This is a genomic window from Streptomyces sp. NPDC001852 (assembly GCF_042891825.1).
Classification (GTDB): Bacteria; Actinomycetota; Actinomycetes; order Streptomycetales; family Streptomycetaceae; genus Streptomyces.
Genome location: NZ_JBIATN010000020.1, coordinates 80,890 through 103,687, shown reverse-complemented (window position 1 = coordinate 103,687; position 22,798 = coordinate 80,890). Strand labels below are relative to the sequence as shown.

21 protein-coding genes are annotated in these 22,798 nt (G+C 70.1%); 13 read left to right on the top strand and 8 right to left on the bottom strand.

The window, feature by feature from the left end; all coding sequences use genetic code 11:
- Positions 1-7 precede the first annotated feature (7 nt).
- Together ACFYZB_RS30325 and ACFYZB_RS30320 are read left to right on the top strand one after the other, a co-directional pair.
- Positions 8-382, top strand: a complete 375-nt coding sequence (locus ACFYZB_RS30325) for a WbqC family protein (RefSeq protein ID WP_388764036.1) — start codon at positions 8-10, stop codon at positions 380-382.
- The gene (locus tag ACFYZB_RS30320; protein WP_388764145.1) at positions 379-933 is read left to right on the top strand and encodes a flavoprotein; all 555 of its coding nucleotides are present in this window, start codon (positions 379-381) and stop codon (positions 931-933) included. The genes ACFYZB_RS30325 and ACFYZB_RS30320 overlap by 4 nt, the downstream gene beginning before the upstream one ends.
- Here the strand turns inward: ACFYZB_RS30320 and ACFYZB_RS30315 are convergent, their stop codons facing one another.
- From ACFYZB_RS30315 to ACFYZB_RS30300, 4 genes are all read right to left on the bottom strand, one after another.
- Entirely contained in the window at positions 934-2,604 is a 1,671-nt protein-coding gene (locus ACFYZB_RS30315; protein WP_388764034.1) for a mobilization protein, read from the bottom strand. It abuts the gene before it with no gap.
- The gene (locus ACFYZB_RS30310; protein WP_388764032.1) at positions 2,601-3,050 is read right to left on the bottom strand and encodes a plasmid mobilization protein; all 450 of its coding nucleotides are present in this window, start codon (positions 3,048-3,050) and stop codon (positions 2,601-2,603) included. The genes ACFYZB_RS30315 and ACFYZB_RS30310 overlap by 4 nt, the downstream gene beginning before the upstream one ends.
- Before the next feature lie 355 nt (positions 3,051-3,405).
- Positions 3,406-4,572 carry a DUF3631 domain-containing protein gene (locus ACFYZB_RS30305; RefSeq protein WP_388764030.1) on the bottom strand — a complete coding sequence of 389 codons (1,167 nt, stop codon included), beginning with the start codon at positions 4,570-4,572 and terminating at the stop codon, positions 3,406-3,408.
- Positions 4,573-5,239: 667 nt separating this feature from the next.
- Positions 5,240-5,461 carry a helix-turn-helix transcriptional regulator gene (locus ACFYZB_RS30300; protein WP_388764028.1) on the bottom strand — a complete coding sequence of 74 codons (222 nt, stop codon included), beginning with the start codon at positions 5,459-5,461 and terminating at the stop codon, positions 5,240-5,242.
- Between the two features lie 678 nt (positions 5,462-6,139).
- On the opposite strand from ACFYZB_RS30300, the gene ACFYZB_RS30295 reads away from it, so the two are divergent.
- Entirely contained in the window at positions 6,140-7,477 is a 1,338-nt protein-coding gene (locus tag ACFYZB_RS30295) for a tyrosine-type recombinase/integrase (RefSeq protein ID WP_388764143.1), read from the top strand.
- Positions 7,478-7,543: 66 nt separating this feature from the next.
- Here ACFYZB_RS30295 and ACFYZB_RS30290 read toward each other — a convergent pair whose 3' ends face one another.
- Positions 7,544-7,981 (bottom strand): hypothetical protein, encoded by a 438-nt coding sequence (locus tag ACFYZB_RS30290; protein WP_003974483.1) that lies wholly within the window; start codon positions 7,979-7,981, stop codon positions 7,544-7,546.
- 573 nt (positions 7,982-8,554) lie between these two features.
- On the opposite strand from ACFYZB_RS30290, the gene hemL reads away from it, so the two are divergent.
- From hemL to ACFYZB_RS30250, 8 genes are all read left to right on the top strand, one after another.
- Positions 8,555-9,871 carry a glutamate-1-semialdehyde 2,1-aminomutase gene (gene hemL / locus ACFYZB_RS30285; RefSeq protein WP_388764141.1) on the top strand — a complete coding sequence of 439 codons (1,317 nt, stop codon included), beginning with the start codon at positions 8,555-8,557 and terminating at the stop codon, positions 9,869-9,871.
- An 8-nt stretch (positions 9,872-9,879) separates the two neighbouring features.
- Complete coding sequence (locus ACFYZB_RS30280; protein WP_388764140.1) at positions 9,880-10,593, top strand: histidine phosphatase family protein; 714 nt, start codon at positions 9,880-9,882, stop codon at positions 10,591-10,593.
- Between the two features lie 156 nt (positions 10,594-10,749).
- Positions 10,750-12,009 carry a hypothetical protein gene (locus tag ACFYZB_RS30275; protein ID WP_388764026.1) on the top strand — a complete coding sequence of 420 codons (1,260 nt, stop codon included), beginning with the start codon at positions 10,750-10,752 and terminating at the stop codon, positions 12,007-12,009.
- A gap of 103 nt (positions 12,010-12,112) precedes the next feature.
- Positions 12,113-12,703, top strand: a complete 591-nt coding sequence (locus ACFYZB_RS30270; protein ID WP_388764024.1) for a TlpA family protein disulfide reductase — start codon at positions 12,113-12,115, stop codon at positions 12,701-12,703.
- Between the two features lies 1 nt (position 12,704).
- Entirely contained in the window at positions 12,705-13,475 is a 771-nt protein-coding gene (locus ACFYZB_RS30265) for a cytochrome c biogenesis protein CcdA (RefSeq protein ID WP_351211356.1), read from the top strand.
- Positions 13,476-13,478: 3 nt separating this feature from the next.
- A complete protein-coding gene (locus tag ACFYZB_RS30260; RefSeq protein ID WP_388764022.1) occupies positions 13,479-15,203 on the top strand; it encodes a cytochrome c biogenesis protein ResB in 1,725 nt (574 codons plus the stop codon).
- Positions 15,200-16,279: a c-type cytochrome biogenesis protein CcsB gene (gene ccsB / locus ACFYZB_RS30255; RefSeq protein ID WP_388764020.1), complete on the top strand. Its 1,080-nt coding sequence runs from the start codon at positions 15,200-15,202 to the stop codon at positions 16,277-16,279. Before ACFYZB_RS30260 ends, ccsB begins: the two co-directional genes overlap by 4 nt.
- 25 nt (positions 16,280-16,304) lie before the next feature.
- A complete protein-coding gene (locus ACFYZB_RS30250) occupies positions 16,305-16,784 on the top strand; it encodes a hypothetical protein (RefSeq protein WP_388764018.1) in 480 nt (159 codons plus the stop codon).
- A gap of 17 nt (positions 16,785-16,801) precedes the next feature.
- Here the strand turns inward: ACFYZB_RS30250 and ACFYZB_RS30245 are convergent, their stop codons facing one another.
- The 3 genes from ACFYZB_RS30245 to ACFYZB_RS30235 form a co-directional block, all read right to left on the bottom strand.
- The gene (locus tag ACFYZB_RS30245; RefSeq protein ID WP_388764017.1) at positions 16,802-18,217 is read right to left on the bottom strand and encodes a condensation domain-containing protein; all 1,416 of its coding nucleotides are present in this window, start codon (positions 18,215-18,217) and stop codon (positions 16,802-16,804) included.
- 157 nt (positions 18,218-18,374) lie between these two features.
- Positions 18,375-19,334 (bottom strand): isopenicillin N synthase family dioxygenase, encoded by a 960-nt coding sequence (locus tag ACFYZB_RS30240; protein WP_388764015.1) that lies wholly within the window; start codon positions 19,332-19,334, stop codon positions 18,375-18,377.
- A 59-nt stretch (positions 19,335-19,393) separates the two neighbouring features.
- Positions 19,394-19,993 (bottom strand): TetR/AcrR family transcriptional regulator, encoded by a 600-nt coding sequence (locus tag ACFYZB_RS30235; protein WP_388764013.1) that lies wholly within the window; start codon positions 19,991-19,993, stop codon positions 19,394-19,396.
- Positions 19,994-20,080: 87 nt separating this feature from the next.
- Between ACFYZB_RS30235 and ACFYZB_RS30230 the strand changes: the two genes are divergently transcribed.
- Together ACFYZB_RS30230 and ACFYZB_RS30225 are read left to right on the top strand one after the other, a co-directional pair.
- A complete protein-coding gene (locus ACFYZB_RS30230; protein ID WP_388764011.1) occupies positions 20,081-20,845 on the top strand; it encodes a hypothetical protein in 765 nt (254 codons plus the stop codon).
- Between the two features lie 15 nt (positions 20,846-20,860).
- A complete protein-coding gene (locus ACFYZB_RS30225) occupies positions 20,861-22,786 on the top strand; it encodes a protein kinase (protein ID WP_388764009.1) in 1,926 nt (641 codons plus the stop codon).
- Positions 22,787-22,798 lie beyond the last annotated feature (12 nt).

Below are 22,798 nucleotides of genomic sequence, written 5' to 3'. Positions count from 1 at the left end.
GCCGACCGTGTCTCCGAACGTAGCCAGGGCGTCGACGATCGCGCTGCTCACCGCCCTTGGCTGGAGCGGCGAAGTACTGGACAGCAGCACGATCCCGACTCGGGAAGGCCGATCAGAACGGCTCGCCGACCTGGCCGTGGCCACGAGCAGTACCCACTATCTCTGCGGCACGGGTGGCTGGCGCTACCTCGACCCGGCTCCGTTCGAGGCCCACGGCATCCCGGTGCTGGCTTTCCACACTCCTGTGGATACGGAAGACCCACTCTGGCGGTGGTCCCGAGGGATCAGCAGTCTCTGGGCGCTGAGCCAAATCGGGCCGGAAGCCCTGGTCGCCATGCTGGTGGCCCAACGAGACCAACTGCTTCTGGAGGGCTTCACGTGACCGAACCGCAGGCGCCGGGCAACAAGCCGTTCCTGTACGTAGTCGTCTGCGCGGCCGGGGTCGCCAGCGACGTCGGCAAGCTGATCACGGTTGCTCAGGAGGCGAACTTGGACGTGGGCGTTGTGGCCACCCCGCAGGGTCTGGGTTTCATCGACACGGAGGCGGTCGAGGCCCAGACCGGCTACCCGATTCGCTCGGCTTGGCGCTCACCCGGGGATCCTCGCCCGCTGCCGCCCGCCGACGCCATCGCGGTGGCCCCGGCCACGTTCAATACCGTCAATAAATGGGCGGCAGGGATCTCCGACACCCTGGCGCTGGGCATCCTGTGTGAGGCGTACGGCATGGGCATCCCCACTGCCGTCCTGCCGTACGTGAACTCAGCCCAGGCCGCCCATCCCGCGTACCGGCAGAGCCTGGAGCGCTTGCGTGAGATGGGCGTCCTGATCGGTTCGTACGAGCCGCATCGGCCGAAGGCCGGCGGCGGGGCCGACCGCTACCGCTGGGAAGAGGCGCTGGAACTGCTCACTCCCAAGGTGTCCGCGCGGCCGTAATCAGCGCTGCCGTGCCGACTGGGGTTGTGAGGGAGGTGCTGCTGCCGCAGGTTGGACGGGATGAGCCCGGGCTGCCTCGGCTCGTGGACTGGGCGGACGGCGTTCGCCGAGGCGGCGGATGCGCCAGGTCAGTGCGCGGGCGGGGCTGCGGGCGTCGTCCAGGGTGCGCTGTCCGAGCGCCTGGTCGAGGACGATGGCCGCTTTGTGTCCTGCTGATTCGGCCTCGGCGAGCACGGTGGCGAGTGCGTCCCAGGCGGAGTCAGCCAGGATGCGCTCGGCGTGTTCCGGTACCGCCTGCTGGAGGTGGTGGGCGAAGCGGCGTTTGGTCTGCGGGCTGGGTGCCCGGCTGGCGAGGCCGACCAGGACCGGCCCGGCGACCTGTGCGTACGCCACCTGCAAGTGGAAGAGGGCCTGCTCGGTTGCGGCCTCCTGCTGTGCGTGCTGACGGATGCGGTGCCAGTGAATCGCGAACGCCACCGCGGTGAGCGCGGCATCCAGGAGCATCGCGAATCCGGCCCCGTCCCTGTCCTGGGGCCGGTCACGCCAGATCGTCTGGACGCTGCGGCGGAGGACGCGGGTGCTGTCCAGGTCGGCGGTAATGCGGGAGCGGGTAGCGCGCTCGAAGACGGCGGCGGCCTGTTCGAGTTTGGCCTTGAGCGCGGCCGGTGCGGTGACGGGCAGGAGGTCCAGTGCGGCGCCGAGCGCGACCAGCTGTCCTTGGGCCGTGGAGTCGTCGCCGTGAGTGAGGTGGTGGGGGATGCGCTCGATGGCGGCAGTGGCCTGGTGCCACGGATTGCCCGGCCGGACGGCGACCGGTTCGGGGCTGGTGGTAGCGAGGCGTCGGCGAATCTGGGGGAGGGAGAGGTCGGGGGCGAGGGTGGAGCCCGTGTAGAACACGGGCTCGCCCTTGTCGTTGGTGTCGCCGGGCAGGGCGAAGTTGCAGCCGAGCGCGTCGCCGGAGGGGCCGCGCTTGAGGCGCACGGTCACGCCGGTGGCGTCCAGCAGGGCGAAGAACTCGGCCTCGTCGACTGCGGCGGCGACGGCGCGGCGGACTCGCTGGCGCAGGACATCGCGGGTGGTCGCTTCCTGGCCCAGGCGCTTGGCCTTGAAGTGCTCCTTGCTGGTGGGGCGTTTGGCGGCGGTGCCGTCGCCCGGCTTCAACCTCCGCAGCCCGTAGTCGACTTCGATCTGGCGGGCCTCACGTTGGACCGCCCGGATGTCGAAGTCCCGTCTGGGGCGTCGGCCGTCCTGGCGGACGAGGGTGGCGGCGATGTGGATGTGGTCGTCGGCGTGGCGTACGGCCACCCAACGGCAGGCTTCGGTGTCCCCGGCGGGGGCGATGCCGGCGGCGGCCACGATCCGGCGGGCGATCTCCGCCCACTGGGCGTCGGACAGGATGGGGTCCTCGGGGGCGGCGCGGACCGGGCAGTGCCAGACCGTCGTCTGAGGAGCCCGTCGCCCGAGCATCGCCACCGGCTGGTCGAGCTGAGTGAAGAGCTGCTTCTCCACCTGCTTCGGGTCGCGGTGCGGGCTGCGGCCGGGATCGGGTGCGAAATCGTTCCAGGACGCGACCAGGTGCGGGTCGACGTGTTCGTTGGCGTCGCCCTTGCCGAAGAGGTAGGCGATCAGGCGGCGGGTGCTGCCCTTGCCGGTGATGATCTTCGGTATCACCGGCCCTGCCTTCCCTCGGTGACCTGGGCGACGGCGGTGTCCACGTCGGCGATCGATGCTTCGACGCGGGCCAGGAGCCGGTGGACGACATCGGGCTCGGGCCAGGCGCCGTCCTTGTGGAGGTGCCAGGTGAGCTGGTTGAGGTTGTTGCCGATCATGCCGAGCTGGCGGTTGGCGGCCATCAGTGCCTTCACCATGGCGCGGTAGTCGGCGATCGCGGCGGTGGGGTCCTCGGCGTGGGCTGCGGCGAGCGACGCCTCGGCGACGTAGCCGCCGATCTGCATACGGCTGAGTGCGGCGGCGTGGGCGAGGTCGGTGAACTCGCTGTCGCTGTAACGGGGGTGGACGCGGCGCTCGCGCAGTCGCGGCTGACGCAGGCGGCGCTGCGGCGTCGGCGTCTGCGTGGCGTGCGGCGACGGTCTGGTGTCTCCCGTCTCGGTCGGCACCCCCGGGCCGACCGATCCCTGCGCCCCCTCGGCGCCGGGTGCCCCGGCCACCCCTGGGGCGGAGGCCGGGTAAGGACTCCTTACCCGACAACTTGCTGCGCTGTCTGGGGCTGAGGTGGTGTGCGTCGGCTGTTGAGCTGTGGGGAGTTCGTGGTGCTGTTCGTGCATGGTGATGCTCCGGCGGTGATGGGGCGGGGCTGTGTCACGTGCGTCGCATGCGTCCCACGCCTGGTCAGGACAGGTACGGACACTTCGGCAGGTACGGAGAAGTCCGTCCCGGTGAGGACATCCGTCCCCGCGCTGACCTGCGCGGGGACGGATGCGACGCAGTGATACGGACCCAGCGGGAGGCGGGTCAGCGGGCGCGTTTGGGGCCGGCGGGTCCGCCGGGCGGGCCGATGGGCAGCTGACCCGCCGGGGCGGCAGGCGGCTTGCCCCGAGCCGGGGGCGCGGGTGTGGCGTCGTGCGCGGGGGCGGGAGCCGGCTCGGTGAGGTCGGGGCAGTGCCGGGCCCAGCTGTCGAGGAACCGGTTACGGGCGTACCCCTTGGCCTGCCTACCCTTGTCGAACCGGTAGTTGGCCGGGCGGATGTCGAAGTCCCGGAGCATTCTGCCCAGGTGGTAGGCGTTGAGCCCGTTGGTGCCGTGCTCTGCCCAGGGGGCGTCGGGGTCCTGGAGCAGGGCGGTGACCAGATCCAGGGAGGACAGGGCTTCGGGGTTGCCGTGTGCCTCGAAGACGCGGTGGATGTCGCGCAGCAACCTTGTCTTCAGGTTGGTCTGCTCGTCCTGGACGGCCTCGTACCGGGTCATCGCGACACAGGCCGCACGGGCGCTGGCTGGCCAGTGGCCGCCGGCCAGGTCGGCGATGATGACCAGCGGTTCCCAGGTGTCCGCCGCCCGGTCCTCCACCGGCATGGTCGGCGCCATGTGGCCGGCCGTGCCGCGCAGCGGGCCCAGCCAGGCGGCCAGCTTGTCCCGTAGCGCGTTCAGTTCCGGTGTGGCGTAGCGCGAGCGGAACGGGGTCACCTTCTCGCCCGGCTTGCGTTTTTGCATGCGGAGCACGACCGCCCGGTCTGTGATCGTGTCGGGCAGGTCGCCGATCGAGGCCAGTGCGGCCATGGCGAAGGTCGGATACGGGGTCGGCTTGTGTTCCGGGCCGGAGATGCGCCAGGCGGGCCGGTTGCGCTGGTGTCCGGCGTTCAGCAGGCCGCGCAGTTCCTCGTTGTCACCGGCCTTGCTGAAGATGGTGTCGGCCTCGTCCACCAGGATCGTGCGCGGGTTCTTGCCGATGATGCGGAAGAGCACCGCCGTGGACATGTTCACCGTCATGATCGGCTGGTGGACGGTCTCGTGGAGCACGTCCAGAACGCGGGACTTGCCGCAGCCCTTCGTCGGGCCGACGACCGCCAGACGCGGCGCGTGCTGCAGAACGGTCTGGATGTGCGTGGCCGCCACCCACAGGGTGACCGCTGTCAGCGCCTCGTCACTGGGCAGCACGACGTACTTGCCGATCGCCGCCCGCAACTCATCCAGCAGTTCCGCACCCTCACCGGAACCCCATTCCCCAGGGTCTGCCGATCCCCGAGGAGGCCGGGAGTCGGTCCCCTGATCCGGTTCCCGTGCGTCGACGGGACCGGTCCCCGCCTGCTGGGCGGTTCCCGCCACGGGGGTGTCGGTCCCCAGCGACTGGCGGGGACCGTGACCACGGTCCCCTGGTGCAACTACAGCCTCTTGGGGACCGGTCCCCATTTTTGCGCCGCTGACCTGCAGGTTTGCTTCGGATGTCGATACGGGGACTGGGACGTGCGGGGACCGAACAGCGGACACTTCGCGGGGACGGTCCCCAACAGCGGCATCAGCAGACGGCTGGGGACGGTCCCCGTGTGCTTCCACATCCGCCGAGTGCTCGACAGTCCCCGACGCCGGGGACCGTGTGTTCGCCTGATCCCTGCGGCGCCATGGGATGCCTTCGCCGGGGACCGCGGGAGTGGGCCAGCCGGTCGGGGAGGTGTTCGTGGAGCTGGGGGACGTAGAGTCCTCCATAGGCGTTCCTATCCGGTGAGAGGCAGGACGGGCAAGGTCCCGCCCCTCACCAGCTCATTCGTTCAGGGATGGGCGATCAGTTGGGAAGTCTTCGGCCCTCGGCGTTGGCGCGCCGGGGGCCGCTTCGTTGTCCGCGCCAGAGGCGGGGTCAGGCCGAGAGGTCGTACGACGTCTGGGCGTCCAGCCACGCGTTCACCTCCCGCCACCGGTAGCGCAGGTGACGGCCGACCTTGTGGACGCTGGGGCCGATGCCCCGGTACTTCCACTGGTAGAGGGTCTTGACCGGCACCCCGAGGTACGCGGCCACGTCGGTGGGAGTGGCGAGCTGGTCACGCTCGGCGCCGGCAAGGCGCGGGGAGTGGTTCGGCAATGAGGTCTCCATATCGGAATCAGGGTTTTGGATGGCAGGCGTGGGCAACACAGCCACACCACCTGGGAAGCGTCCAGAGTGAATTCTGAAACCCCCGGCTACTTCCCTCAGCGTCGCCGGGGAAGACCAAAACAGTAAGGGTGGATCCCCGGTTGCCGAAATCGCTCCCACGGAAGCCGAAATTTTCTGCGGAGAAGCAACCGGCTGAAGTGCCGGAATCCGGTACCTCAGCAGCTCAGAGGTGGCGCCCAGCGCTGAGAAGTGGCGTGGCTCGTCCAGCGGACATCGCATCCGATAGCCGCTCAAATCGCCCACTTCTTTGACGCGGAGGGAAGGTAGCACAACCTCCCCGCCGAAACGGCTCGTGATGTGCCGGAATTCGACGAGACGAACACCACTTCGCCTCCGGGCGACTTTTGGAGAGTTTAAGAACTAACTCTTGCCATGACGGCCGACTGCAAGTTACAGCTATTTGTCATGCCCAACCGACCTGTCGAAATAGGCCCCGCCGGCCTCCACGCCGCCCGCGCCATCGAGCACCCACGCCTCGTGCCAGCCGGCCCCAGCACCAGCTCGCCGCTCCTCCCGCAGCCCTGCTGCCCCCGTGGCTGACGCACACCGCCGCGACCCACACCCCCCAGTCCCCAAACCCCATCCAGGAGGCCCTTCTTGGCTGACGTGTACGACCGCTGGCACAAGTCCCACCCCAAGCCCACCGAGGCCGAGTGCCGCGAGCACAAGAGCCGTACGAAGCGGATGGTCCCCACCGGCGACCACGGCATCGGCAAGCGCTGGCAGGTCCGTTACCGTGACCTGGATGGCCACCAGCGCAAGGAGAACTTCCACACGAAGGCCGAGGCGGACAACCGCGCCGCCGAGGTCGACGTCGAGATCCGGCGCGGCTCCTATGTCGTCCCGGCCGAGACCAAGCAGACGCTCGGCGCCTACGCGCAGAAGTGGCTCGATGCGAACTCCGTCGGCCCGACGACTGCGCTCCGCTACGAGGCGACCGTCCGTAACCACATCGTCGAGCACATCGGCCGACGTGAGCTGCGGTCCCTCAACCAGCCCTCGGTCATTCAGGGTTGGATTCGCACGCTCCAGGACGCCGAACTGGAGGTGTCGACGATCGAGGGCATCTTCGACATCCTCTCCAGCATCCTCGGCATGGCCGTGGAGGACGGACTGCTGCCGAAGAACCCCTGCAAGGCGAAGTCGGTCAAGCTGCCGACCGCGACCAAGAAGAAGATCATCCCTTGGTCGCTGGAGCGCGTCCACGCGGTCATCGCCGGACTCCCGAAGCGCTTCCAGGGCGGCGGCAGACTCGCTTTCGGCTGCGGCCTGCGGCAGGGCGAGGTGTTCGGCTTCGCCGACGAGGACATCGACTTCAAGGGCGGTTGGATACACGTCAACCGTCAGGTGCGGCTCGTCGGTACGAAGCCCGTCTTCGCGCTGCCCAAGGGCAACAAGATCCGGTCAGTACCCCTGCCGGCTCAGATCGCCCTCGGCCTCAAGGCCCACATGAAGGAGTTCCCGCCGGTCCAGATCACCCTGCCGTGGGGCAAGCCGGACGGCGAGCCGAAGACCTTCCGCCTCCTCTTCGTCGATGCGAAGGGGCGGGCCTACAACCGCAGTGTCTTCAACATGGGCGACTGGAAGCGCGCCCTGGCCGCCGCCGGCGTGGTCCCTCCCCGTGAGCGCGGCGCACGCTACCTCCAGGCGGCCCCGGAGGACGGCATGCACGCCCTCCGGCACGCCTACGCCTCCGTGCTCCTGGACGCGGGGGAGAGCATCAAGGCGCTCTCCGAGTACCTCGGCCACTCGGACCCGGGCTTCACGCTCCGGACGTACACGCACCTGTTGCCGTCCAGCGAGACCCGCACCCGCAAGGCGATCGACGATGCCTTCACGGAAACGGAAGCCGAGGCGGAAGGCGAGGGCGACCCGCCCGCCTCCCAGGGCACATCCGTGCCCCCAGCAAAACCAATGTGCCCTCAATGTGCCCTCGCGGCCTGACGGCCCTTCCCGGCACATGACGAGGGCGGGGCTCAAAACCCCGCCCGAAACCAGTGAAACCCCAGCTCAGGGCCACACAAGGCAATACGGCTGATGCCCCGCCTCATGCAGCCGATGGCTGAAGTCCTGCCACTCGTGCAGCAACTGGTACACGTTGAACGCGTCCCGCGGGCCGCCCCGGTCGGGGACCGTGGACCAGATGAAGGCCGCCGCGCCGACCGCCTCCTCGCCGATGCCGCGCAGGGGGTCGACGACGGTCATGGGGAGCTTGACGACGGCGTAGTCGGGGTGGAGGACGACCAGTTCCAGGGGCGGGACCTTGTGCAGGGGGACGCCCTCGATGCCGGTCAGCACCATGGCGGCCATGGTCTCCGGCTTGATCTTGGTGAACATGCCGTTCATGCCCAGCTCGTCGCCGCCGAGTTCCTCCGGGCGCATCGAGATGGGGACGCGGGCCGCGGTCGCGCCGTCCGGCGCGCCGAAGTATTTGTATGTCACCCCCACTCGACCACCATTTCTGCTCCCCGCCCTCAGGCGGTCGGCCCGGTGGTCGAGCCGGCGGTCGCCCGGCCGGTCCAGCTGGCTCTCCAGCTGCCGGTCGGTCCGCCGGTCGTACCGCTCGGGCTCACCCGGTACACCCTGTGTCTGACGTGCGTCGCTCTGCCGTGCCTCGGTCGTTTCCTCCGCGTCGCGCCGGTGCCTTCCCCGCCGGGCACGTCGAGGACCCAGGTCATCAGTCCCCTCGCCCAGTCCGCCACCGCGATGCATATCTCCACCCGACTGCTTTTCTAGGACGCGTGGCCCCCGCCGCGCAACCCGATCATCGTGTCAGTGACCTCCCCCACGGCCGCCCGCCGAAACGTGCGGTGGAACAACAGTCCACGGGTTCTTTTCCGGCCTCTGATCATTACGTGCGTAAGAGCTGTGTGTATCAGGTCTCAGTCTCGCAGATGGGACGCGCGGGGTGCTGCGGACCGGAGGTCGGCCGCCCCGCGCCCGGCCCGCGGCCTACCCTGAGGGGGTCACCCAAGCAGCCCGGAGTCCGAGAAGCCGGAGAAGTCGCACGTCATGAGTGCCCTGAGCGAAACGCCCTATCCCTACGATGCGCCCGTCTCCCAGGCGCTCTTCGACCGCGCCTCCGCCGTCACGCCCGGCGGTGTGAACTCCCCGGTGCGCGCCTTCCGTGCCGTCGGCGGCACGCCCCGTTTCATGGTGTCCGGCCGCGGCCCCTATCTGACGGACGCCGACGGGCGGGAGTACGTCGACCTCGTCTGCTCCTGGGGGCCCATGATCCTCGGGCACGCGCACCCCGAGGTCATCGCCGCCGTCCAGGAGGCCGTCGCCCGCGGTACGTCCTTCGGCACGCCCGGTGAGGGCGAGGTCGCACTCGCCGAGGAGATCGTCGCCCGGGTCGAGCCCGTGGAGCAGGTCCGGCTCGTCAGCAGCGGGACCGAGGCGACCATGTCCGCCATCCGGCTCGCCCGTGGGTTCACCGGGCGGTCGAAGGTGATCAAGTTCGCCGGGTGCTATCACGGGCATGTCGACGCCCTGCTGGCCGCGGCCGGGTCGGGGGTCGCCACGTTCGCGCTGCCCGACACCCCCGGTGTCACCGGTGCGCAGGCCGGCGACACGATCGTGCTGCCGTACAACGATCTCGAAGCCGTGCAGGAGGCCTTCCACCGGCACCCCGGCGAGATCGCGTGTGTGATCACCGAGGCCTCGCCCGGCAACATGGGCGTCGTGCCGCCGGACCCCGGGTTCAACCAGGGGCTGCGGGACGCCTGCCACAAGAACGGCGCCCTCTACATCTCCGACGAGGTGATGACCGGGTTCCGGACCAGCCGCGCCGGGTGGTACGGGGTCGACGGGGTCGAGCCGGACCTGATGACCTTCGGGAAGGTCATGGGTGGCGGGTTCCCCGCCGCCGCCTTCGGAGGACGGGCCGATGTGATGGCCCATCTCGCGCCCGCGGGGCCCGTGTACCAGGCCGGCACCCTCTCCGGTAACCCCGTCGCCACCGCCGCAGGGCTCGTCCAGCTGCGGCTGCTCGACGACGCCGCGTACGACACGGTGAACGCCGTGTCCGCGCAGATCCAGGGCCTGGTCAGCGAGGCGCTGAGCAAGGAGGGTGTCGCGCACCGGGTGCAGACCGCCTCCAACATGTTCTCGGTGTTCTTCACCGACCGGCAGGTGCGCACCTACGAGGACGCCAAGCGGCAGGAGTCGTTCCGCTTCACCGCGTTCTTCCACTCGCTGCTGGCGAACGGCGTCTATCTGCCGCCGTCGTCCTTCGAGTCCTGGTTCGTTTCCACGGCCCATGACGAGCGGGCCGTCCAGAAGATCGCCGACGCCCTTCCGGCGGCGGCCCGGGCGGCTGCGGAGGCCACCGCGTGAGCAGCAGCATGAACAGCAGCAGCGGCAGCAGCAGGGACAAGGACGTCACCGTCGTCCATCTCATGCGGCACGGTGAGGTCGAGAACCCGACCGGGATCCTCTACGGGCGGCTGCCCGGCTACCACCTGTCCGAGCTGGGGCGGCAGATGGCCGACCGGGTCGCCGAGCACCTCGCCTCGCGGGACGTGACGTACGTCTGCGCCTCGCCGCTGGAGCGGGCGCAGGAGACGGCCGGCCCGATCGCCAAGGCGCACGGTCTCGACCTGGACACCGACGAGCGGCTGATCGAGGCCGACAACGTCTTCCAGGGCAAGACCTTCGGCGTCGGCGACGGCGCGCTGCAGCGGCCCGGCAACTGGAAGCACCTGGTCAACCCGTTCCGGCCGTCCTGGGGTGAGCCGTACATCGACCAGGTGGTGCGGATGACGGGCGCGCTGAACGCGGCCAAGGACCAGGCGCGCGGGCACGAGGCGGTGCTGGTCAGCCACCAGTTGCCGATCTGGATCGTGCGGTCCTATGTCGAGCGGCGGCGGTTGTGGCACGATCCGCGCAAGCGGCAGTGCACGCTGGCCTCCCTGACGACGTTCACCTATCTCGGCGACAAGATCGTGTCGGTCGGTTACAGCGAGCCCGCCATCGATCTCGTCCCGGCCCATCTGCGGGCCGGTGCCAAGCCGCAGAAGGGCAAGGGCGCCGCCCAGGGGAAGGCCTTCGGGGCCTGAGGACGTCTGATTGCCGTTTTCTGACGGCCCGTTTGACGTCACTTAGGGTGCCTTTGCCGCAACTATTGCGAAAAACATAAGAATTATCGGAACCCCCCCGATCGTCGTCGCCTCTCAGTGAGTGACCACGAACAGGCGCGATGATCGGGGAACTCCATGCGCACCGTCTCCCGGACCTTCTCCCGCCGGGGCATACTCGGCCTCGGCGCGGGTGCCGCGGCCGCAGCCACCCTCGCCGGATGCGGGAGCCACACGTCATCGGACGGCACCGGGGCCTCGGACGGTTCCGGCGGCGGCAAGGGCGGCGACGCGAGCGGCGCGCCGCAGGGCCGGCTCATCGGCGACGGCTCCACGTCCTTCACCGGCAAGCAGCCGCACCAGCCGGCCGCGCCGGAACCGCTGCAGCCCGGCCAGACCCCGCCGCAGTTCGTGGTCTTCTCCTGGGACGGCGCCGGCGAGGTCGGCAACGGGCTCTTCCCGCGCTTCCTGGACCTCGCCAAGGAACACGGCGCGAGCATGACCTTCTTCCTGTCGGGCCTGTATCTGCTGCCCGAGTCGAAGAAGCGCCTGTACGTGCCGCCGAACAACAAGATCGGCGCCTCCGACATCGGCTACCTCAGCGACGACCACATCAAGGCGACGCTGACCAACGTCCGCCGGGCCTGGCTCGAAGGCCACGAGATCGGCACCCACTTCAACGGTCACTTCTGTGGGGATGCCCACACCTCGGTCAAGTGGTGGACGCCCCAGCAGTGGCACAGCGAGATCAAGCAGGCCAAGTCCTTCGTCAAGAACTGGAAGACCAACACCGGCCTCACCGACATGCCGGCCCTGCCGTTCGACTACGACAAGGAACTCGTCGGCGGCCGTACGCCCTGCCTGCTCAACCAGGAGAACCTGCTGCCCACCGCCCGTGAACTGGGCTGGCGTTACGACGCCTCCTCGCCCGGCGGTCTGCAGATGTGGCCGGTGAAGAAGCACGGCCTGTGGGACTTCCCGCTGCAGGAGATCCCCTTCCCCGGCAGGAAGTTCCAGGTCCTGTCGATGGACTACAACATGATGTTCAACCAGTCGCAGAACTCGACCAAGGCGCCGGCCTACAACTACCCGGCCTGGCGCGAGCAGGCGGCCGGGGCGTACATCGCCGGCTTCAAGCGGGCATACTTCTCGAACCGGGCGCCGTTCTTCATCGGCAACCACTTCGAGCACTGGAACGGCGGCATCTACATGGACGCCGTCGAGCAGGCCTTCAAGCACATCGCGCAGGCGAAGGAGAAGGGCGCCGACGTCCGCCTGGTCTCCTTCCGGCAGTTCTGCGACTGGATCGACGTACAGAAGCCCGAAGTGCTCGCCAAGCTGCGCACACTGGCGCCGGGGCAGGCGCCGGCCGGCGGCTGGAAGACCTTCCTGGCCTAGCCGCGTGCCGGAAATGTCCCGTGTAAATACGCCCTGAAATGCGGTTTTCCGCCCGGCAGGGGGGTGCCACAGAGCGCCGGAGGGGACATGCGAAACTTTTCACATGAGTACCCGTAGCCGCGCCGTCCTGCTCAGCGCCGTGGCCGCCGCCCTGGCCCTGACCCTGTCCGCGTGCGGCAAGGGCGGCACCTCCGGCGGCGGTGGCAACACCAACTTCGTCACCGGCAACAACGGCATCGACACCGTGCCGTCGGGCAAGCGCGCCGCGGCCCCGGAGCTGTCCGGCAAGACCATCGACGGCAAGACCCTGGACGTCGCCGACTACAAGGGTCAGGTCGTCGTCATCAACGTCTGGGGCTCGTGGTGCAGCCCGTGCCGGGAAGAGGCGCAGTACTTCGCCAAGGTCTCGAAGCAGTACGAGGGCAAGGGCGTGCAGTTCGTCGGGATCAACACCCGCGACACCAGCACCACGCCCGCGGTGAACTTCGAGAAGGAGCACGGGATCTCCTACCCCAGCCTGTACGACCCGACCGGCAGGCTGATGCTCCGCTTCAAGAAGGGCACCCTCAACCCGCAGCTGATCCCCTCCACGCTCGTCATCGACAGGCACGGCAAGGTCGCCTCACGGGCCCTGGAGGCGCTCGACGACACGACCCTGCTGAAGATGCTCAAGCCGGTCATGGCGGAGAAGTGACGTGAGCGCGGTCGTGACGCTGGCCCTGACGGGCCAGAACGAGACGGTGCGCAGCGGCGCCCTGCTGATCGCGCTGCCGGTCGCGCTGCTCGGCGGGCTCGTCTCCTTCTTCTCGCCCTGCGTACTGCCGCTGGTCCCCGGCTACCTCTCCTATGTCACCGGGGTCGCCGGCACCGATCTGGCCGAGGCCAGGCGCGGGCGGATGGCCACCGGCGCCTTCCTGTTCGTCCTCGGCTTCACCGCCGTGTTCGTCTCCGGCGGTGCGCTGTTCGGCTTCTTCGGCTCCACGCTCCAGGAGTACAAGGACACCCTGTCCAAGGTGCTCGGCGTCCTCATGATCCTGCTGGGCGTCTTCTTCATGGGGCTGATGCCCTGGCTGACCCAGCGTGAGTTCCGCTTCCACAAGCGGCCCACGGCGGGTCTGGTCGGTGCGCCCCTCCTCGGCGCCCTGTTCGGAGTCGGCTGGACCCCCTGCATCGGTCCGACCCTCGCCTCCGTCATCGCCCTGTCCTCCCAGCAGGCGAGCGCCGGCCGGGGCGCGATACTGACCGTCGCCTACTGTCTCGGCCTCGGCGTCCCCTTCGTGCTCACCGCGGTCGCCTTCCGCAAGGCCCTCGGCGCGTTCGGCTGGGTCAAGCGCCACTATGTCTGGGTGATGCGCGTCGGCGGCACGATGATGATCGTGACCGGTGTGCTGCTGCTGACCGGCGCCTGGGACAGTCTGGTGCAGCAGATGCAGACCTGGTCCGACGGCTTCACTGTGGGGATCTGATCGATGAGCAAGACCGAAACGGACAAGAGCCGGGACCAGGCGAGCCAGGACCAGGAGGACCTCGGCGCGGCCGGTTCCCAGCTGTCCACCGCCCCGGCGGAGGAGCTCTCCGCCCCGCCCGGCCTCGGCGTCATCGGCTGGGCCCGCTGGTTCTGGCGGCAGCTGACCTCCATGCGGGTCGCGCTGCTGCTGCTCCTGCTTCTCTCGCTCGGCGCGATCCCCGGCTCGCTCATCCCGCAGACCGGCGCCGACCTCAACAAGGTCGACGACTTCCGCAAGGCCCACAGGACGCTCGCGCCGATCTACGACAAGCTCGGCCTGTTCCACGTCTACAGCTCGGTGTGGTTCTCCGCGATCTACATCCTGCTGTTCGTCTCCCTCATCGGCTGCATCGTCCCGCGCACCTGGCAGTTCGTCGGCCAGCTGCGCGGCCGCCCGCCGGGCGCCCCCAAGCGGCTGACCCGGCTGCCCGCGTACACGACGTGGCGTACGACCGCCGAGCCCGAGCAGGTCCGCGAGGCAGCGCTCGCCCTGCTGAAGAAGCGCCGCTTCCGTGCCCATGTCGCCGGTGACGCCGTCGCCGCCGAGAAGGGCTATCTGCGCGAGCTGGGCAACCTGGTCTTCCACATCGCCCTGATCGTGCTGCTGATCGCGTTCGCCTCCGGCCAGCTGTACAAGTCGGACGGCACCAAGCTGATGGTGGAGGGCGACGGCTTCTCCAACGCGCTGCCGATGTACGACGACTTCAAGTCCGGCAGCCTGTTCCAGAACGACGACCTGGTGCCGTTCAGCTTCGACCTGAAGAAGTTCACCGGCACCTACGAGGTCACCGGCCCCAACAGGGGCACGCCGCGCACCTACGAAGCGAGGATCGACTACAGCGAGGGTGCGTTCGGCAGGCAGAAGTCGACCACCATCAAGGTCAACCAGCCGCTGCACATCGGCGACGCCAAGGTCTACCTCGTCAGCCACGGCTACGCGCCGGTCATCACGGTCCGCGACGGCAAGGGCAACGTCGTCTACCGCGACGCCGTGCCGCTGCTGCCGCTCGACGGAAACGTCACCTCCAACGGTGTGATCAAGGTGATGGACGGCTACAAGAACGCCCAGGGCCGGCAGGAACAGCTCGGCTTCCAGGCCTTCTTCGTGCCGACCTTCGACCCCAAGAGCGGCACGATGCTCTCCCAGTTCCCCGCGCTGGTGAACCCGCTGCTCGCGCTGAACGCCTACCACGGCGACCTCGGCGTCGACTCGGGCATTCCGCAGAGCGTGTACCAGCTGGACAAGACGCACATGAAGGCGTTCAAGGACGGCAAGGGCCAGCTGCTGAAGAAGCTCCTGCAGCCGGGCGACACCCTCACGCTGCCGAACGGCGCCGGGTCCGTCACCTTCGAGAAGGACATCAAGGAGTGGGCCGGCTTCGAGATCGTCCAGGAGCCCGGCAGCGGCTGGGCGCTCGGCGGTGCCCTCTCCGCGATCTTCGGCCTGGCCGCCTCCCTGTTCATCCAGCGCCGCCGGGTCTGGGTGCGCGCGGTGCGCGGAGCCGACGGCGTGACGGTCGTCGAGATGGCCGGGCTCGGCCGCAGCGAGTCCGCCAAGGTGCCCGAGGAACTGGGCGACCTCGCCGGAATCCTCTACGACCAGGCGCCGGGGGCACCCGACCCCGACGACGAACCTTCAGAATCCCCCGACACCCCAGTCGTACCTGCCGAAGGGGCTGAGAAGTGACTCTCGCCGCCGCTACCAACGAACACCTCGCGAGCATCAGCAACACGCTGATCTACTCGTCGATGGCCGTCTACACCCTGGCCTTCTTCGCGTACATCTTCGAATGGCTCCTCGGCAGCCGCAGCAAGGTGGCCCGTACAGCGGCAGCGCTGACGGCGGACACCTCGGCGAAGGCCGCTCCCGCCGTCACCGTGAAGCAGGCCGGCGGCACCGCCGTGCTGGAGCGGCCCAAGGTCGTCGTCCGCTCGGCCTCCGGCGCCCGCGACGTGCCGGACGGCCCCGGCGCGCACGGCGGGGACGCGCAGGGCGACCTCTACGGCCGTATCGCGATCTCGCTCACCGTGCTCGCCTTCCTGGTGGAGCTGGCCGGTGTCGTCGCCCGCGCGGCCTCCGTGGAGCGGGCGCCGTGGGGCAACATGTACGAGTTCAACATCACCTTCTCCACGGTGGCGGTCGGCGTGTACCTCGCGCTGCTGGCGCTGAGGAAGAACGTGCGCTGGCTCGGCCTGTTCCTGATCACCACGGTCCTGCTGGACCTGGGCCTCGCGGTCACCGTCCTGTACACGGCGAGCGACCAGCTCGTGCCCGCGCTGCACTCGTACTGGCTGTACATCCACGTCTCCACCGCGATCTTCTGCGGCGCGGTGTTCTACGTCGGTGCGGTCGCCACGATCCTGTACCTGTTCAAGGACTCGTACGAGAACAAGCTGCAGACCGGAGGCAAGCCCGGCGCCTTCGCCACCTCGGTCCTGGAGCGGCTGCCCGCCTCGGCCTCGCTGGACAAGTTCGCCTACCGGGTGAACGCGGCGGTGTTCCCCCTGTGGACGTTCACGATCATCGCGGGCGCCATCTGGGCCGGCGACGCCTGGGGCCGCTACTGGAACTGGGACCCGAAGGAGACCTGGTCCTTCATCACCTGGGTCGCCTACGCCTGCTACCTGCACGCCCGCGCGACGGCCGGCTGGAAGGGCCGCAAGGCCGCCTACCTGGCGATGATCGCCTTCGGCTGCTGGCTGTTCAACTACTACGGCGTCAACATCTTCGTCAGCGGCAAGCACTCCTACGCGGGCGTGTGAGCGGAGGTTCGCCCACACTGGTGTCATGAGCGGTTCCATCGCACAGGGCACCAGTCGGACCCACGGGAACACGCACATACTCCACTTCCTGGTGCGGCTCCCGAGGCCCATGGAAGACGTCTGGCCGGCGGTGGCCACCCCCGAGGGACTCGGGGCGTGGTGCACCGCCGTCGACGTTCTGCAGCCCCGCCTCGACGGCGCGGTCGCCCTGCGTGACCTGGGCTCCGGCCGGGTCACCGCCTGGGACGTGGACCGGGTCGCGGAGTACACCGTCGGGAGCGGCGGCCGGATCCGTTTCCATCTGGAACGCGGCGGGGAGGGTGGGAGCGTGCTGCGTTTCACCCATGAGTTCCGGGGCGAGGCGGCGTCGGAGTCCGACTGGCGCAACAGATTCGAACGTCTGATCGAAGTGCTGGAGTCTCCGGGGCCCGCCGAGCCTGTAGGGCCCGCCGAGGCCGCCGAGGCCGCAGAGCCCGCCGAGCCCCTTCCCGGGCAGCTCACCTAGGGCCTGGGGCGGCGGGCTCAGGACACCGCGGGCAGGCTGCCGTGGGCCACCGAGGCGATGTGGTCGCGCAGCCGCTCGACGTACAGCCGCAGGTTCTTCGCCGCCACGTCCGTGTCCGGATACCGGCTCGCCAGCCACAGCCCCTCGTGCAGCCGGTTCACCCACACGCACACCTGGTCGCCGTACGACACCCGCAGCAGCGCGTGCGCCCGCTGCTCCGTCCAGCGCTCGGCGCCGACGACGGTCCGGGTGTCGACGTAGGAGACGATCGAGTACAGGTCCGGCGAGGTCGGCCGGAAGTCCGCCCCGAGCAGGCTCAGCACCCGGGCCAGCGGCATCCGGGCCAGCGAACGGTTGGCCTGCAGCTCCGCGCGCACCGCCCGCAGGGTGCCCGGGAAGCCCGTCGTACGGTCCACCGGGACCTCGATCGGGGCGCCGCCCACGTACCAGCCCACCGAGTCGCTCCAGCGCGACTTCACCCGGGTGTGGAACGGCACCACCGTCCGGTACACCGGCTGCCCGCCCAGCTCGTGCAGGATCAGCCCGGTCGCGGCCAGCAGACCGACCAGGCTGCCGCCGTACGGCCTGCAGTACGCCTCGAACGCCGCCGCCTCGGCCGCGTCCGCCAGCGGCTCGCACAGCAACTGCTGCCGCGGCAGCGGGCCGCCCGGCTCCAGCCCGAGGTCGACCGGGAAGCCGGGCAGCACACCGTCGCAGCGCCGGATGAACTCGCGCCAGCGGCCGACGATCGCGTGCCGGGCGTCGATGCCGTCCGCGTCGGCCCGTTCCAGCTCGCAGAAGTCGACGTAACTGGCCGCCGGATCACCGGAGTCGGGGCCGGCGTCGGCCAGGCCTGCCGTGTACAGCTCGTGCACCTCGGCGGCGATCCGGGTCAGGGAGTAGGCGTCGACGTTGCTGTGGTCGAAGGCCATGTACACGCTGGCGCCGTCGTCCCGGACGACCGCCGTGTAGATCAGGTTGGGCCAGCGCAGCGCGTCCGCGACGGTGTCGAAACGGTCCTGGAGGTGCCGGACCAGCTCGTCCGCGTCGGGGAAGTCGCCGGCCTCCGCCCGCTGCAGGGACACGTCGGCGGCATCCAGGGTGAACCGGCGCAGTTCGTCTCGCGCGGGGCCCGCCCAGCGGAAGCCGCTGCGCAGCGTCTCGTGCCGTACCGTCCAGGCGCGCAGCGCCTCCTGGAGCGCGTCGAGGTCGACCGGGCCCGGCAGGTCGAAGGCGGTGCCGAGCCAGGTCGGCACGAACAGCCCGTCCTCCCGCACGCACCGGGCGGTCCTGATGTGCGACTCCTGGATGTAGGCCGGGGGGCGGGAGTCCTCCGGGAGTGCCGTCGCCGCCGCCACCGTCGCCGGGCTCAGTGTCCACTCGACGAGCCGTCCCGGCCGGACCTCGCAGCGCTGGATGTCAGTGATTCGCACGCGTCTCCCATCGCCAGAAAGGGGGCCCTGGTTGCGGGCCCCCTTCAAGGCCAATGCCGGGGGACGCGGCGGGGACATGCCCGTCGGGTTCGTTTCAACACAACGGGTGGTGGTTCGAACGCGGGTGTGAGTGACGGGCGGTGGGCCCAGGGCGGGTTCACCCGACGGTGATCGAGTCGAGCTTCTCGCGCAGATACACATGGGAGTCGACCGGCGGGTACGCCACCCGGCCCACCGGCGCCGGCACGGACTCCACGAGGGTGCCCGGGGTGCACTCGCCGAAGTACACGAGCGACATCAGTTCCTCGGCGGGCGCGTCGACGGGCGGCGGCAGCACCCGGTGCCGTCCGGACCGCCACCGGTCACCGGTCCAACGGGCCAGCAGATCACCGACGTTGACGGTGAACGCGGCCGGGTCGTACGGCGCGTCCTGCCAGCCGCCCGCGTCGGTGTACACCTGCAGCCCGCCCTTCCCGGCCTGCCGGTCGAGGACGGTCACGGTGCCGAAGTCGGTGTGCGGCCCGATCCGGAACTGCCCGGGCAGCGGCGCGCCGACGACGTCCGTCCCCGGATACCAGTTGATGTTGAATCCGTAGGTCGGGTGGTCCATGTGCCGGGAGAAGAAGTCGCGTTCGAGTCCCAGTGCGTGGCCGAGCAGCGACAGCAGCTCCTTCTCCAGGGCGGCCATGTGCGCGAGGTACGCCCTGCACAGGGTCCGGAGCTCCGGCACCTCGGCCGGCCACACGTTGGGCGCGTACCACTCGGCGTTGACGGCCGGGTCCTCGAACGGCTCGTCCGTCGCGAAGGTCAGCGACTCCTTCAGGTCGGGCGGTGTCTCGGTGCCCTCCGCGTACCCGTTGGCCTCGGCGCCCGGCCCGAGCCAGCCCCGGCCGCCGACCTTCGCCTCGTACCGGCGCTTGACCTCGGCGGGCAGCAGGAAGAACTCGCGCGCCGCCCGCCGGATCCCCGCCCGCAGCCCCGGGTCCACCCCGTGCCCGGCGACCAGCAGGAACCCGGCGGTCTGCAGCGCCTGGTCGACGGTACGGGCGAGGGCGGCGCGGGCCTCCTCGCCGCCGGCCGACCAGGGCCGCAGGTCGATGGTGGGAATGCGTTCCATGGCTTCACTGTGCTGTGCGGGGGAGCGCGGGGCAACGGCGCGCCCCGAGGGGGTGGCGCTCAGTCCTGCGCCGCCACCGCCCGCCAGATCCGCTCCGGCAGGAGCACCGCCGCCTGGTCGAGGTCCACGTCGTCCACTCCGGACAGCCAGCGGCGGGCGACCGCGGTGACCGGTCCCAGGATCAGCGACTCCAGCAGGGGCGCCGGAAGGGGCGCGAGGTCGCCGGCGGCCACGTGCCGCCCCGCCCACTCCGCCAGCGGCGACAGGCGGGCCTCCTGGGTGTCCCGGAGGCGTTTGCCGTCGGCCATGCTCTGCCGGTCGGCGTAGGGGGAGTGCAGGAGCAGCGCGGCGTCCCGGTGCTCCTGGACGAAGTTCAGGTAGGCCCGGACCAGGGCCCGGATGCCGGTGTGGGCGGTACGGGTGTGCTCCAGCGCCGCGAGCAGCTCGCCGAGCAGTCGGCCGAGCCACCGCGTCAGCAGGGCGTTCATCAGGCCGTCGACGCTGCCGAAGTGGTGGTACAGGCTGCCGAGACTGACCCCGCTCGTCCTGGTGACCGCCGCGACCGTCACTCCCTGCTCACCCGACTCGGCGTAGACCCGCAGTGCGGCGTCCAGGAGCTGTTCGACGGTGGCCTCGCCACGCTGCTGCTTGGGGCTCATTCTGAAGTACTTTTCTAGAAAGATATTTTAGTTCTGTGGGCTGTTGGCCCACACTGGTTGCCTCATCCTCACATCCAGGAGCGGCTGGTGTCGTCACCCGAGAACCAGGGCATCCCCGAGATCCCCGTCTCCCTCACCCCTCAGCAGGCCGCCTCCGGCACGGTCCTCAGACTGCCGCCGGGCACGGGCGTGCGCGTACCGCCCGTCCGCATACCGCCGGTCCGCGACGGGGACGTCGTACGGCTGCACACCGCCGACGGCGAGGTGCGCCTGCGGATCCGCGTCACGGCCTCGCCGTCGGCGGAGAAGAAGCAGGGCCTCGCCTGCCTCGGGGTGCTCGGTGTCATCGCGGTCGTCGTGTTACTCCTGGTGCTGACCAACCGGAGCGGCGGCAGCGGTGATGCGTCCGACGACGCGGCGGGGTCGTCGTACTCGCCGTCCGCGCCGTCGTACCCGACCGCGACGGCGACCGACGAGCCGTCCACCGGCGATCCGTACAGCGGTACTCCGGACACCGGCGAGCCGTACAGCAGTGATCCGTACGGAACCGGCGACCCGTACGACGGCTCCCCGAGCCCGGATCCGAGCCCCTACACCTCGGGCACCTGCCTCAACGGCACCCTGCCGAACTCCACCACCGCGCAGTCCGTCAGCGGTGTGGAGGAGGTCTCCTGCTCCGCGTCCGACGCGCACTACAAGGTGATCGAGACCATTCCGCTGACCTCGGACATGAGCCGCTGCAACGACAACCCCCGCACCGAGTACGCCTTCTCCTCGCGCTACACGATCAACGGCGCGACCGTGAACGAGTATGTGTACTGCCTGGTCGGCCTCGGGTCCTACGCACGCTGAAACAGGGGGAGAGAGTTGAACGGGGAACACTGCGGAGCCGAGCCGCTGGAGGCCGGTGATCCGCGGAGGATCGGGCCGATTCCGCTCGTCGGGCGGCTCGGGGCCGGCGGTATGGGGCGGGTCTACCTCGGTGTGCACGAGGAGCGGTACGCCGCCGTCAAACAGGTCCTGCCGTCGGTCGTCGGCGAGGACAAGGACTTCGTCCGCCGCTTCGGGCACGAGCTGGACAACCTCCGCCGGCTGCCGGCCGGGGCCACCGCACCGCTGCTCGCCGGGGACCGGGACGCGCGGCCACCGTGGTTCGCGACCGCGTACGTCCCCGGGCTGACCCTGCGCGAGGCCGTCGACGCGCATGGCGGGCCGCTGCCCGCCGAGTCGCTGTGGCTGCTGCTGCGGGAGGCGGCGGCGGGGCTGGCCGCGGTGCACGGGCTGGACATGGTGCACCGGGACGTCAAGCCGTCCAATGTCATGCTGACCCTCGACGGGGTCACCCTCATCGACTTCGGGGTCGCCCGCGCCGCCGAGCAGAGCCGGCTGACCCTGACCGGCATGGTGGTCGGCACCCCGGCCTACATGTCTCCCGAACAGGCCTCGGGCGCACGGCGGTCGACCGGCGCGGTGGACGTCTTCGCCCTCGGGTCCGTGGTGGCGTACGCCGGGTGCGGGCGGCCGCCGTTCGGCGACGAGTCCGGGCACGCGGTGCTGTACCGGATCGTGCACGAGCAGCCCGACCTGTCCGCACTGCACGCCCTGGACCCCGCGTTGGCGTCCGTGATCGCCTCCTGCCTGGACAAGGACCCCGAGGGCCGCCCCACCGCCGCCGAACTGCTGGAAATGACCGCGGACCACCTGCCGTCCGGCACACCCCGGTGGCCTGCCACCCTCACCGAACTCCTCACCGCACGCGCCGAGTTCGCGGCGAATGTGCCGGAACTGTCAGCGGCGGCAGGGGAGTCCAGGACCGTTTCGGCCCCGGAGGGAACAGCCGAGCCCCATCCCGCGTCCGAGCCCGAGCCCGGTCCCGGGAGTGCCGGCCCGGGAGCCGGGAGCGACCGGTCCGAGCCCGAGGTCGTCGTCCGGCCCGCGGGGTCCACCGGGCGCCGGCCCGAGCGGGAGGGGCGGCGTCCGCGTGTGCTGGTGGCCGTCGTGCCGATCGTGGTCGGCGCCGGTGTCGCGACCCTCGCCTTCCAACTGGCCCCGTACGCCACCGACACCCATCGAAACCGCGCCGTCGGCACACCCGGCGCCTCCGTCTCCGCGTCGGCCGCCCCGGCACCCGGCGCCTCCTCGGGGAGCCCGTCCGGGACACCGACGCCCGGCAAGAAGGGCTCCGCCTCACCTGCGGGTGAGAAGCGGCAGCGCGGGAAGGGGGACGCGGGGGGCGGCCGGCAGGGCGGCTCGGACGGCTCCGGTACCGCTGCCGGTGGCGGCTCCGGTACCGGGACCGGCAGCGGTGGCAGCAGTGCGGGCGGCGGTTCCGGCGCCACCGGAGGGTCCGGCGCCACCGGAGGGTCCGGCACCACCGGCGGTTCCGGTGGCCCCACGAGTACCGGTGGTTCGACCGGAGGGGGCGCCGGTTCCGGTACCTTCCGGCTGAAGAACGGCGAGAACGGCAAGTGCCTGATCCAGGTCTACGGCTCCACGGGCCTCGGCGACTGTTCGGACGCGTCGGCCCACTGGACCTTCCGCAGCGCCGCCGGCGGCACCGTCAAGGTCGTCAACGCCTCGAGCGGCGCCTGCCTGAGCGCCAACGGCAACGGTCAGGCCGTCTTCGTCGGCGACTGCTCGCAGGGCGGCGGCAACCTCCGCTGGACGACCGGCTCCGGCAACTCCCTGCGCACGGTCTACGACGGCGGCTGCCTCGACCTCGCCTTCGGAGGCGGCGTGGCCGAGGCGACCTGTCGGTCCGGGACCTCCTCCCAGAGCTGGGCCAGGAGCTAGTGCCCCAACAGG